Source organism: uncultured Pseudomonas sp., assembly GCF_943846705.1.
Taxonomy (GTDB): domain Bacteria; phylum Pseudomonadota; class Gammaproteobacteria; order Pseudomonadales; family Pseudomonadaceae; genus Aquipseudomonas.
This window is the reverse complement of sequence record NZ_OX044366.1, coordinates 3734816-3748270: the sequence shown is the minus strand read 5'-3', so window position 1 is coordinate 3748270 and position 13455 is coordinate 3734816. Positions and strand designations below refer to the sequence as shown.

At 56.1% G+C, this 13455-nt stretch carries 5 protein-coding genes; 2 read left to right on the top strand and 3 right to left on the bottom strand.

Going from position 1 to position 13455, the window contains the following annotated elements; translation table 11 throughout:
* Positions 1 to 10 precede the first annotated feature (10 nt).
* The gene (locus tag Q0V31_RS17425) at positions 11 to 625 is read left to right on the top strand and encodes a DTW domain-containing protein (RefSeq protein ID WP_298189851.1); all 615 of its coding nucleotides are present in this window, start codon (positions 11 to 13) and stop codon (positions 623 to 625) included.
* A gap of 28 nt (positions 626 to 653) precedes the next feature.
* On the opposite strand, the gene Q0V31_RS17420 is transcribed toward Q0V31_RS17425, so the two are convergent.
* Genes Q0V31_RS17420 through Q0V31_RS17410 form a run of 3 tightly spaced genes read right to left on the bottom strand, consistent with a single transcriptional unit; the run spans position 654 to position 5560 of the window.
* Entirely contained in the window at positions 654 to 2006 is a 1353-nt protein-coding gene (locus Q0V31_RS17420; RefSeq protein ID WP_298191124.1) for an HlyD family type I secretion periplasmic adaptor subunit, read from the bottom strand.
* 14 nt (positions 2007 to 2020) lie between these two features.
* Positions 2021 to 4180, bottom strand: coding sequence for a type I secretion system permease/ATPase (locus tag Q0V31_RS17415; RefSeq protein WP_298189847.1), 2160 nt, complete (start codon positions 4178 to 4180; stop codon positions 2021 to 2023).
* A gap of 24 nt (positions 4181 to 4204) precedes the next feature.
* Positions 4205 to 5560 (bottom strand): TolC family outer membrane protein, encoded by a 1356-nt coding sequence (locus Q0V31_RS17410; protein WP_298189845.1) that lies wholly within the window; start codon positions 5558 to 5560, stop codon positions 4205 to 4207.
* A 433-nt stretch (positions 5561 to 5993) separates the two neighbouring features.
* Here Q0V31_RS17410 and Q0V31_RS17405 point away from each other — a divergent pair, with 433 nt between their 5' ends.
* Positions 5994 to 13427, top strand: a complete 7434-nt coding sequence (locus Q0V31_RS17405; RefSeq protein ID WP_298189843.1) for a retention module-containing protein — start codon at positions 5994 to 5996, stop codon at positions 13425 to 13427.
* Positions 13428 to 13455: the final 28 nt, after the last annotated feature.

Genomic DNA, 13455 nt, shown 5'->3' with positions numbered 1-13455 from the left:
GGAGAAAGCCATGTCGCGCGCGCAATGCCCACGTTGTACCCGTCCAACCGAGCGCTGTTTGTGTGCGCTGATCCCGAACTTGCCGAGTCGCACTCGGGTGTTGATCCTGCAGCACCCGAGCGAGGTCAAGCATGCGCTGAATACTGCTCGTTTGGCTGCGCTTGGCTTGAGCAATGCCGAGTTGCTGATTGGTGAAGTGTTCGAGTCGCTTTCAACAGTGTTACAACAGCCTGGTTATCGCGCATGCCTGCTGTTCCCCGGTGATCAAGCGCAACCCTTGAGGCAGCTCGCGGAACCACTCGCTGAGTTGCCGCTGCTGTTGGTGGTGCCAGACGGCACCTGGCGCAAGGCGCGCAAGCTCCTGCACCTGAACCCACTATTGACCAGCTTGCCCAGAGTCGTGCTGCCAGAAGGGTTGCAGTCGCGCTATCGCCTGCGCAAAGCGCCGATGCCAGGCGCTTTATCAACCATCGAGGCGATTGTTAGCGCGCTGAATACAGTCGAGGCACCTGCCTGTTTCGATGCGCTGCTCAAACCCTTTGAGGTGTTGATTGAAGGGCAGATTGAAGCGATGGGGGAGCAGACCTACCAACGTAACCATGGCAAGTCGGATGCGTCATCGTGAGCGATGTGCTGGCCCGCTACAGTGCGGTTTAGCGTTCGCGCATGGCTTCTGAGCGTGCCTTGAGTACTGGCTTGAGCAGGTAGTCGAGAACGCTTTTCTCGCCGGTAATAATGTCCACGCTGGCGACCATGCCGGGGATGATCAGCAGCGGGTGCTTGTCGCTGCCTAAATGACTCTTCTCGGTGCGCACTTGGATCAGGTAGAAGCTGTTGCCTTCCTTATCAGTAATGGTGTCGGCGCTGATCAGCTCGAGGTTAGCCTTGAGCCCGCCATAAATGGTGTAGTCGTAGGCGGTGAATTTGACCATGGCCTTCTGCCCCGGGTGGAGAAAGGCGACATCCTGCGGCCGTACCTTGGCCTCGATCAGTAAGCTGTCATCCAAGGGGACGATTTCCAGCATGTCGCTGCCAGGCTGCACCACGCCACCAATGGTATTGACCTTGAGTTGGTTGATGATCCCGCGTACAGGTGAAACAACGGTCGTACGGCTGACACGATCATCAATCGCCACGCTACTGGCGGTGATTTTCTGCAGCTCCGTACGAATTTCATTGAGCTCCTTGAAGGCGTCAGAGCGAAAACTCAGCTCAGACTCTTCAATCTTGCTCTTGATTTCATCCATCGCCGATTCGGCTCTGGGTATGGCCAAGTTAGTGGCGTTCAGAGAACCGCGTACTTCTACTAGGCTGCGGCGTAAACGCAGAATTTCCACTTTGGCGATTGCCCCGGCTGCAACCAGGGGCTGCGACATATTTAGCTCCTGCTGCAGCAGGCCCACGCTGGAGCGGTATTGCTGAGACTTGGCGCGAAACTCGGCCAGCTCTTGGGTTTTTTGCCGCAGTTGTTCACTTAATGTGCGTTGCTCACTTTGTAGACGGTTTTGTCGAGATTGATAAACCGACAGTTCGTCTTCAGCCAATTGCGGGGCAAGGCGTAAGATTTCTTCCGGCATGCTTATCGGGCGGCCTTCAGCTTCAGCGCTCAAGCGTTCGACTCGCGCCACCAGGGCTAGGCGATCAGCTTCAGCTTCCCCGCGATTGGAGAGGTAGCGTGTGTCATCCAGGCGCAGCAATACGGCTCCTTGTTCGACGATCTGACCTTCACGAACAAATATCTCGCTGACGATGCCACCTTCTAGATTCTGGATGACCTGGATTTTGCTTGAAGGTATGGCTTTGCCTTCGCCTGTGGTGACTTCTTCCAGCACGGCAAAATTGGCCCAGACCAGCGCTGCTATTAAGCATGCGCCGACCACCCACACAGTGATGCGAGTGAACCAGGGCGAGTCTTCGAGAATGGCCCCGTCGACTTCAGGCATAAACTCGGTGTCCTGCTTGTGCTGGCGCATGCTGGCGAAGTATTGGCTGATCGAATGGTTCATTTGCATGAGCGCTCCTATACCGCTGCGGGGCCAACTCGACCTTTGCGTAGCGCTTCGATGACCGCTTCTTTAGGGCCGTCTGCAACAATATGGCCGTTGTCCAGCACCACCAGGCGGTCTACCAAACTGAGCATGGATGCGCGGTGTGTGATTAACAGCATAGTTTTACCTTGTGCCCAGGTTTGCAGGCGATTGCGCAGGATTTCCTCACTGGTGTTATCCATCGCGCTGGTGGGCTCATCGAGCAGCAGAATAGGCGGCTCAAGTAACAGCGCGCGCGCCAGTAGAACCGCCTGGCGTTGACCGCCCGACAGCAGTTGGCCGCGTTCGCCCACAGGTCGGTCGAAACCTTGTGGGTGCTGCCGGGCGAGGTCGACGACACCGGTTAGTTCGGCTACTTCGAGCATGCGTGCATCGCTGACATAACGTGCGCCCAGCGTCAGGTTATCGCGCAGGCTGCCAGCCAGTAGCGGAAGATCATGGGCGACGTAACCAATCTGATGGCGCAAGTCGGCCACGTCTAGCTGACGCAAGTCGAGGTTATCCAGCAGGATCTGGCCTTTGTCAGGGCTGTAAAACGCCATCAGCAAACGCGCCAGCGTGCTCTTGCCTGAGCCACTGCGGCCAATGATGCCGATGCGCTCTCCGGCGGTCATACGCAGGCTTATTCCTGCAAGCGCCGGGTTGCTTTGGCCGGGATAGCTGAAGGTGACATCTCGTACATCCAGTGCGCCGTGCAGTTGCGTGCGCTCCAGTGGGCGCTGCTTGGCTTGGCGTTCTTGTGGCAACGCCATCAATGCATCGGTGCTGGTCATGGTCAGGCGTGCCTGCTGGTAGCGGGTGATCAGCCCGGCAATCTGCCCAAGTGGTGCGAGAATGCGGCTGCCCAGCATGTAGCAAGCCACAAGAGCACCGACGCTGAGTTGGCCGGCGATGATGATGTAGACCCCAGCCACGATGGTGGCCATGCCAGCGAACTGCTGCAGAAACAGCGTGCCGTTGGTCGCGATTGCGGCCAATGAGCGTGCGTGGATATCCAGGCGGGTGAGTGCACCGTGAGTTTTTTCCCACTGATGCTGGCGTTCGCTCTCTGCGCCGCAAGCTTTCAGGGTTTCCAAACCGCCGAGGGTTTCGATTAGCAGCGCTTGACGCTGTGACGCCAGTTGCAGGCTCTTTTCCACCGTGTCGCGCAAGCGGGCCTGGACAATGAAGGCGAAGAGGGCAGTGATCGGGAATGCGAGCAAGGGGATGACCACCAACCAGCCGCCGATCAGCCAGATCACCGCAATCATCAGAAACGAGAAGGGCAGATCAATCAAACTGGTGAGGGTGACCGCCGTGAGAAACTCACGTAAGCCCTGAAAGTCATGAATGCTTTGGGCAAAACCGCCGATCGTAGCCGGGCGGGCGGTCATCGACATACCGGTGATGCGCTCGAACAGTGTGGCCGACAACACCACATCAGTTTTCTTGCCTGCGGTATCAAGTAAATGTGCGCGCAGAATTTTCAGCAGCAACTCGAAGCCCATGCCGATAAATAAACCGATGGCCAGCACCCAGAGTGTCGAGGTGGCCTGGTTAGGCACTACGCGGTCATAGGTCTGCATGACAAACAGCGGCACCATTAAACCGAGCAGGTTGATCAGCAGGCTGGCAAGGATTGCGTCGGTATAAAGCCAGCGTGACAGTTTCAGCGTGTCGCGAAACCAGGCTTCTATACGTGGAATGAGGGGCGAACGGGTTTCTTCGAGTTCATGGCGTGGACGGGCAAAGAAGGCTTGCCCGCTGTACTCGGTGGCTAATTGCTCACGACTGACCCACTGCTCGCCACCGTCGGCTTCGCAGGGCAGTATTTGCGCCTGATTTTTTGGCCCCCATTGGCGCAAGACAGAGCTGCGGCCGTTTTTCAACAGCAACAGTATTGGCAGGTTGAGGGCTGAGATACTGGCCAGATCGCGATGCAGCAAGCGTCCTTGCAAACCAGCCCGCGCCGCAGCGCGGGGTAACAGTTCCGCGGTCAGGCGTTGTTCTGGCAGCGGCAGACCTGCACTCAAACTGCCACGGCTGGCTGAGCAGCCGTGGAGCTTGCAAAGAATCAATAAGCCATCTAGCAGGGGATCATCGTGGTTTAGACGTGGATCGCCGGATGACTCTGGCCGCTCCATGCTGGTCAAAGGTTACTACTCCTTATGGCCGTTCTACTTCATTGCCGGCAGACGAGCCTCGCTCTTCACTTCGCTGAGGGCTACAGCTTCTGCTGGTACTACGACTTGCTGCTGGCGCAACAAGTCGCCCATCGCGGCGGATACCCGGTACATGGAGAACTCTTCGCTAAAGCGAACTTCGCTGTAACGTCGGTTAGCGCTAAACAGCTCGTTTTCACTGTCCAGCAGGTCGAGCAGAGTGCGCTGTCCGAGACCAAACTGTTGTTGATAGGCCTCGCGAACCTTCGCTGTGTATTCTGCGTAGTCACGTGCTTTGGGGGTTTGTATGCGGGCGTTCTCCATGGCATTCCAGGCCAGTGTGAGGTTCTCATTGAGTACGCGCAGCGCATTGTTGCGGATGTCCATCGACTCATTGATTTGATAGGCAGTCGATTGCAAGCGCGCTTTGTCGCGCATGCCATTGAACAGGTTGTAGTTCATCACTACTGCTGCGCGCCAACCATTGTTATGGCCTTGATCGCCTTGTGTGTTGTTGTCGGCATTGGTGGCCAGTTCAAGGTCCACTCGTGGGTAAAACGTCGACTTGGCAACCTCATATTGTTTTTCGGCGGCTTGCACATCGGCCTGTGCTGATTTCAGAAAGGGGTTGTTGCCCTCGACCGCCTGCCGAGCTTCGGCGAGTGTTTTTGGCAATGAGCCTTTCAGTGAGGCGGGAGAGCTCAATTCATTCGGCATACGGCCAACAGCACTGAAGAAGTTGGCTTCCGCATCGGCTAGATTCACTTGCTCTGTGTAAAAGTTATTTTCTGCGAGAGCCAAGCGGGCTTCGGATTGGTCGAAATCAGCTGCACTGCCAATGCCTTGTTCGCTGCGCAAGCCGATTTGATCATTAATCCGTTGGTGAGCCTGTAGGTTGTTGCGGGCAAGGGCAACCATTTCGCGGCGCATGAGCAAATCCAAGTACACCTCAACGGTACGCAACGCCAGGCTCTCAGAGGTGCCCAGTAGGCGATAGGCCCGCGAGTTCACGACGGCCTTGGTGCGCTCCACTTCGTTGGGTGTGTTGAAACCATCAAAAATCATCTGCCGAAGACGCAGCTCGGAGGTGCCGTAGTTCAGGGTTTCGCTGTTGTGGTTACCCAGTGCACGAGTGCTGGGGCTGTCGGTATTTTGCCGCCCGTAGCCCATCAGCAGATCGACGGTTGGCAGGTAACCGCCTTTAGCAATTTTGAGTTCTTCCTCCGATGAAAGGCGATTATTGGCCCCAGCATGGACCTCAGGGTGGTTATCCAATGTGCTCTGGATCGCCTCCGACAAGGTGATGCCTTGTGCCTGACTACACACTGCTGCCAGCACGATGCTGCTCCATAAAGGGTTGAGTGCGCGCATCTGATACATCTCCTTTTGAGTTCTACATACTGTCGCCAAAAAAATGGCTTTTTAGCTCTTAGGATCGCTCTTGCTCCGTAATAACCAAGCTAAGAACACTTTTCAGCATAGCTAAGATAAAAACGTTACAAGGTCTATAAGGAAAAAATCTTATGCAGTCTGCGTAAAACAGCCCACTGTTTATATTCATAAGTCGCGTATTTTGTGCCTTTCAGAGGTGTATGCGGCTAAAGTAGATGGTCTGATGCATTCAGGGGCGGGATTTTCTGGTTCGATCGGCGGCGTGATTTAGGGTGGCATTTTTCTGTCGTTATTGTTTGTAGGAAAGGCGCCGTAATTATCAACCAGCTGTTTTTGCTCTTCCCTCAAATGCCTCTTGGCCCTTTTGACATACGTGTCGACGGTGGTCGGCAGTTGTAGTGAGGATGGACTCATGGCTACTTTGATTGGTGTCGTCAGCCAAGTTATCGGCGAAGTCTATGCAGTAGCTGGCGACGGAACGCGTCGAGCACTTAGTGAAGGCGATCGGGTTTTTGCGGGGGAGCAAATCGTTACTGGCGTCGCTGGCGCTATCTCAGTTGCTATGCGCAATGGGCAGTTACTTACCCTCGGGCGTGAAAGCAGCCTGAACCTTAATGAGCAGATGCTCGCAGGTGGCTCTGAGCAACAAGCACCACGTGCGCAAGTGCCTGTGGATGGCCCCAGTGCTAGCGACCTGACGGATGTGGAAAAACTGCAAGCGGCGATTGAGGCTGGCGTTGACCCCACTCTTGAAGGCGAAGCAACCGCAGCAGGTCCTGGCGCGGCAGGAGGGCCAGGCTCAGCGGGTGGCGGTCACTCGTTTGTACTGTTGGGTGAGACCGCTGGCGCACTCGAACCGATTATTGGTTTTCCCACCGAAGGCTTGAGTAGTGGGCCGGAATTTCCTGATCCAGAAGCTGGGGTAGCACCTCCTGTAGCGGTAGCAATAGATTTTTCCCCGGAAATTGAAATCATCTATTTCGATGGCCCACCCAATGGCGAGGGCAGTGTACCGGGTGTGCTGGCTGGCCCTGCCGTAGTTGATGAGGCTGCACTGGGGGGCGGCACCAATCCTGCCAGCAATGGCGAGTTCACTTACGGTAGCCTGGTCATAAACTCCCCTGACGGTGTTTCTGCACTTGAAGTGCAAGGCGCCAATGGGGTGTGGGTTAACGTGCAGGGCGGCGGAACTGTCATTGGTGCGTACGGTACCTTGGTTTTCGACGCGGCGGGCAACTGGGTCTACACCCTAACTTCTAACACCTTGAGCCACTCTAATCCCAATGCCACAGGTGCTGCAGACCAAGTGGGCGAGAGCTTCCCGGTGCGGGTGTTCGATAACGACGGCGATGTTTCGCCGACCGTATTGCTTAACGTGGTGGTATATGACGACGGCCCAGTGACTGCCGTGAATAGCGAGACTGAAGGCTTCGGCGAGGTGGCGGTGGACGAAAGCCTGCCGGGCTTGAACGGCGCTTATGGTGATGGCGAGGCACAAGCGGTCTTGGCCGCCAGCATTGTGCAGGCGCAGTTCAACAGCGCCCTGGGCGCTGATGGCGGCAGCACGGCGTACAGCCTAGCGCTGAATACCGGTGCAGGGCTGGGTGTCGGCAGTGGCTTATTTAAAGTCGACAGCAGCCAGCCAAATGGTAAAGGGGCGGAAATTCAGCTGAGCCAGTTGGACAATGTGGTAAGCGGCAAAGTGGGTGGCGACATCTACTTCACCCTGACCATCGATCCGGCTAACGGCAAGGTGACTCTGGACCTGTTCGACAACATCTGGCACGGCAACACCGGCGATCACGACGATGCGCAGAGCCTGCAGCTCGGTGCCGGGATTCTGAAGCTGGTACAGACTCTGACCGATGGTGACGGCGACACCGCCAGCGCCTCGATCGATCTGGGCGCTGCTGGTGTATTCCGCTTCGAGGATGACGGTCCTATTGCCAGCGGCCTTACGAATCAGACCCTGTCAGTCACCTATCAAGGCAGCGATGCTGGCTATAGCAGCACCTATGGCTACTACATCAAGGATGGCAGTGGCAATCCGGTGAGCGGTGAGGTGATCTGGAGCAATGTGAAAGCACAGGCAGTGGGCGATACAGTCACGCTGGTTGGGTTAAATCCAGCTTCGGTGGGTTTTTTCATCATTCCTGACGGCTCTGCTGTCAACAGCGGCGTTTCAGGCTTCGCGAATGGCGCAGCCCTGACCTTTACCCAAGATGGTAGTGGTAGCTGGGTTGCCCACCTTAATGGCACACCGTTAAGTGGCGTTGGCGTGGCGGTATTGTTTGATAATGCCAGCCTTAACGACGATAGCCTGGATCATGTGCAGGACAACGCCGATATCGGTAATCAGAACTGGGAAGACCTGATCGGTGGTGGTGATTTCGACTACAACGACGTCAATATTCAAGCCACCTGGACCATGCCGCTGGTTCATGAGGATAAGCTGAACAGCCCTCATGGTGGTAACGAAGAGAGTGGTCAGACGTTGGTCGCCAGTGGTGGTGCCGGAGCATTGAGTGCGCTGGTCAACTTTGGTGCCGATGGCCCGGGAGCATTCAGTCTGATCAATGTAGCTTCGGACACCGATGCCTTGGCTTCGCTGACTAACCAAGGGCTGAGTTCCGGTGGTGAAACGCTACAGTACCGCATGGACGGTGGTGTATTGGTCGGTTATGTCGAGGGCACGCCGACAGGTGGCTACGACGTCTTCAGCCTGCAGGTAGGGGCTGATGGCAGCTACACCTTCACCCTGATGGGGCCGCTGGATCATCCAGTAGCAGATGGCGATGATAACGAGCTGCTGAGCAGTAGTGGCATGATGCTCGATTTCTCGGGCGTCTTGACGGCGACTGATGGTGATGGTGACCCGGTTGCTGGCGGCTTTGCAGTAGGCAGTTTTGTCATTGATGTTCAAGACGACGTGCCGGTTGCTGGTCTGAATGACCAAGCTCATCTAGATAGGCTAGTACTGGATGAAACCCGCCCATTGGGTTCTGACAGCTCGGGCGGCAACCTGCCTGGAGGGCGGGCCAGCGTGACGGCTAACTTTGCCGACAATTTCGCAGTCCCAGGATTCGGCGCCGATGGCCCGGGCAGTGTCAGCTACAAGCTGCTGCTGGTGGGCTCTAATGTCGGCTCCGGGCTGTATGCACTTGATCCGTTGGACACCATCGATGACGTTGACGGCATCGGCCAGGGCGCGCAGATTTTGCTCAACCAGTCGGGTGACACCATCACCGGTTCGGTGGGCACTACGAACTATTTCACCATCACGGTGAATAGCAATACGGGGCAGGTGACCTTTACCCAGCTGAACAACATCTGGCATGCCAACACCGGCAACCATGACGACAGCGAAACCTTGAGGCTGCCCCGTGCGGATTCGTTGAAGCTGGTGCAGACGGTGACTGACGCCGACGGCGACAGCGATTCAGCTTCGCTTAACCTGGGCCGGAATGTGTTCAAAATCCAGGACGATGGCCCTGATGCATCGCTTGACCCACATGCTCAGCTGGATACCTTGGTACTGGATGAAACCCGCCCATTGGGTTCTGACAGCTCGGGCGGCAACCTGCCTGGAGGGCGGGCCAGCGTGACGGCTAACTTTGCCGACAACTTCGCCGTTCCGGACTTTGGAACCGATGGCCCGGGCAGTGTCAGCTACAAGCTGCTGCTGGCGGGTTCTAATGTCGGCTCCGGGCTGTATACACTTGATCCGTTGGACACCATCAATGACGTTGACGGCATCGGCCAGGGCGCGCAGATTTTGCTCAACCAGTCGGGTGACACCATCACCGGTTCGGTGGGCACTACGAACTATTTCACCATCACGGTGAATAGCAATACGGGGCAGGTGACCTTTACCCAGCTGAACAACATCTGGCATGCCAACACCGGCAACCATGACGACAGCGAAACCTTGAGGCTGCCCCGTGCGGATTCGTTGAAGCTGGTGCAGACGGTGACTGACGCCGACGGCGACAGCGATTCAGCTTCGCTTAACCTGGGCCGGAATGTGTTCAAAATCCAGGACGATGGCCCTGATGCATCGCTTGACCCACATGCTCAGCTGGATACCTTGGTACTGGATGAAACCCGCCCATTGGGTTCTGACAGCTCGGGCGGCAACCTGCCTGGAGGGCGGGCCAGCGTGACGGCTAACTTTGCCGACAACTTCGCCGTTCCGGACTTTGGAACCGATGGCCCGGGCAGTGTCAGCTACAAGCTGCTGCTGGCGGGTTCTAATGTCGGCTCCGGGCTGTATACACTTGATCCGTTGGACACCATCAATGACGTTGACGGCATCGGCCAGGGCGCGCAGATTTTGCTCAACCAGTCGGGTGACACCATCACCGGTTCGGTGGGCACTACGAACTATTTCACCATCACGGTGAATAGCAATACGGGGCAGGTGACCTTTACCCAGCTGAACAACATCTGGCATGCCAACACCGGCAACCATGACGACAGCGAAACCTTGAGGCTGCCCCGTGCGGATTCGTTGAAGCTGGTGCAGACGGTGACTGACGCCGACGGCGACAGCGATTCAGCTTCGCTTAACCTGGGCCGGAATGTGTTCAAAATCCAGGATGATGGGCCGACCGCACTGGATGATGGCAACCTGGCCAGTGTGCCGGAATACTCCAGCAACGTGGTGGTTGGCACCCTGGCCGGCATATTGGCTAACGATAGCTACGGCACCGACGGTGCTCCCATCGGTGGTGGTGTCAGCTTCTCGGTCGGTAGCTTGGGCGGGAGTGTCAGCGTAGATGGCTCCGGTAACCTGCTCTACAGCAACGCCGTGACTAACGTTGCAGCCGGCCAGAACTTGGTTGAGACCTTCACCTATAGCATCGTTGACAGTGATGGCGATGCCTCCACAGCCAGCTTCTCGGTGATATTGAATGACAACGGTGTGCCGGTTGGTGGACAGGCTGCCAATGCGGTGGACGAGGACGGGCTCAGCAATGGCATAGCTGGTGGGCCCAATGACGCTGCCGGTGAGGCAACCCTGGTTACCGGTAATCTTGGCTACAGCTTCGGTTCCGATGGGGTCGGTAGTTTCGCCTGGAGCACCTCTGGCCTTCCCAGTATTTCATCCGAAGGCTCTGCCCTGACCTACAGCGTAAGCCCTGATGGCCTGACGCTGACGGCGAAAGCGGGTCTAGTGGATGTATTCACCCTTAAAGTGACCGACATCACTACAGGTGACTATGAGTTTGAGCTGCACAAGCCGCTGGATCATCCTGCGCCACTCAGTGGTAGTGACGAGGACAACCTCAACTTCCTCTTCGGCTACAGCATGGAGGATTCCGACGGCTCCACAGCCAATGGTAGCCTGAGCATCTCGGTGGACGATGATTCGCCGGCTCAGCCGCAAGACATCAACAAGTCAATGGTGGAGGGTACTGGAGCCGACACCAATCTGATGATCATCCTCGATGTATCCGGAAGCATGGATAGCACCCCCAACGTGTCAGGCTTCTCGACCAAGTTGGCGTTGGCCAAGTCTGCGATCAATCAATTGATCAATGATTACGACAATCTGGGTGATGTGATGGTGCGCCTAGTCGCTTTCAATGCCAGCGCCAGCTCTAATCTCAGCGGCTCTGGGGAGGTTTGGCTCACTGCCGCGCAGGCTATAACGGTGATCACTGGCCTAACCGATACCTATGGTAGTGGTCTGACCAACTACGATGCCGCTTTGTTACAGGCACAAACGGCTTTTGCTTCTTCAGGTAAAATTGTCGGAGGGCAAAATCTCTCTTACTTCTTGTCTGACGGTGCACCGACTACCTCCAGTACCTGGCCTGGCGTGAGTGGGTCGGGAGCTAACGGTATCAACGGCACGGAGGAGGCAGCATGGGAAACCTTCCTTAACAACAACGAGATCAAATCCTTTGCCTTGGGTATGGGTAGTGGCGCGGTGCAAGGCCCGCTCGATCCGGTGGCTTATAACGGCATCGGTGCCGGTTCGGAAATGAACGGAATTGTCGTCACTGATCTGAGCCAGCTGGCTGCCACCTTGTCGGGCACCGTCACCGTGCCGGAGCTCACAGGTAATGTGATCACTGAGGGCTTGCTGGGCGGCTTTGGTGCCGATGGCCCGGGTGATACACCCATTGTTTCTATCGAACACAATGGCGTGGTGTATAACGCCTCGTCGGCTGGATACAACGTCGGCACCCATGAACTTATGTTTACCACTGCACAGGGCGGCACTTTCACCGTCAACTTTGCGACTGGTGCGTACAAGTACAGCCAGGCTGCCGATGTGGCGGATGACCTGACCGAGGACTTTATCTACACCATCCAGGATGGCGATGGCGACATGGGCAGTGCAGCCCTGCACATCACAGTTACGGACAGCAGTGAAGTAGTTGCCTATGACAACTTCAATCAGGGCGTGGTCTATCAAACCTCGGTGCCAGGGGCATTGACACACACAGTGTTAGCTAACTTCTCGAGCACTAACTCGGGAAACCCTAAGGGAGCTCAATGGGTATTCGATAACTCCGGTAGCGGCGACAATGTGGTCAGCAGTAGTCCGACTAGTAGCCAGTGGCAAATGACGGGCGCTACGTCGACTGTTGTGTCAAGCAATGAGCTGGTTATGGTTGATGCTAATGGTGGTTCGGCGAGTGTCATCTTGAGCCCAACCTTCACCGTGAACGGCGGTTCTACTAACACCGTTAGTTTCGATATCGACATTGATACAAGTGGCAGTACTCAGTTCCAAACAGGTGATACCTTCCTCTGGCAATTGCTTAACAGTGGAGGCTCAGCTGTTCAAAGTGGCAATGTCACTGCTGATACCACCATTACGACCGCAGCCATAGCCGCAGGTACCTACCGTCTGCGTTATACGCTTACGGACAACACCAGCGGTGGTGGTGATAAATCCGCAGAGGTACGGATCGATAACATCATCCTCAATACCCTGGCGGCGGCTACTCTGGTCACTCACGCAACTGCAGTAAGCGGCAATGTGCTGACAGACCCCAACAACTATATGGCCAGCAGCGACCCGTGGGGCGCGGTGGATGGCAAGGGGGCAGAAGGCGCTGCGTTAAGTGTCTGGGATGGATTTAGCTATGTCGCTGTGGGCGTTGGTATGTCGATCGCCGGTGCCTATGGTGATCTGCTGATCAACCCCGATGGCTCTTACACCTATACCCCAGATGCAGACATGGGCAACATCGGTAAGGAGGATATGTTCGGCTATATGCTGACTCAGCCTGACGGTGATACTGCTACTGCAAACTTGGTGGTCAAGGTTGGGGGGGCTGCCTATGTTGCGCCGAATGTCATAACCGGACCTGGCGATCTCGTTGGAACTGATGGCAGTGACGTGCTGATTGCAGGCGATAGCGGGCATATGTTGGATGGTGGAGCAGGTTCGGATCGCCTCGAAGGCGGTAATGGCTCCGATACCCTAATAGGTGGCCTGGGTGATGACTTCTTGATTGGTGGTCTTGGAGACGACACGCTGACTGGCGGTGCTGGCAATGACACGTTCATCTGGGCATCTGGTGATACCGGGCATGATGTGGTTTTGGACTTTGGCCAGGCCGTTGGTGATAGGGATGTGCTCGATCTTTCCGATCTGCTGGACTTTAGTGGTGCTCCATCATCCGGTAACTTGCTGGGCTCCTATATCGATATGAGCTTTGCCGGTGGCAATACACTGATTGAAGTTTCCAGTACAGGTAATCTTGGAAGCACGGGGCCCGATCAGACAATCACACTGCAAGGTGTCGATCTGTCGGTTGGTGGTTCGCTGTCTACTGCCAGCATCATTGATGACATGCTGGGCAATGGCACATTAGCCGCCTGATAGGCTCTTGTATCAATGGTTAAAAAGC

Bases quoted from the DNA above. Each gene is read 5' to 3' on its own strand.
- Q0V31_RS17425 (WP_298189851.1), top strand. From the start codon at position 11: ATGTCGCGCGCGCAATGCCCACGTTGTACCCGTCCAACCGAGCGCTGT.
- Q0V31_RS17420 (WP_298191124.1), bottom strand. From the start codon at position 2,006: ATGAACCATTCGATCAGCCAATACTTCGCCAGCATGCGCCAGCACAAG.
- Q0V31_RS17410 (WP_298189845.1), bottom strand. From the start codon at position 5,560: ATGCGCGCACTCAACCCTTTATGGAGCAGCATCGTGCTGGCAGCAGTG.
- Q0V31_RS17405 (WP_298189843.1), top strand. From the start codon at position 5,994: ATGGCTACTTTGATTGGTGTCGTCAGCCAAGTTATCGGCGAAGTCTAT.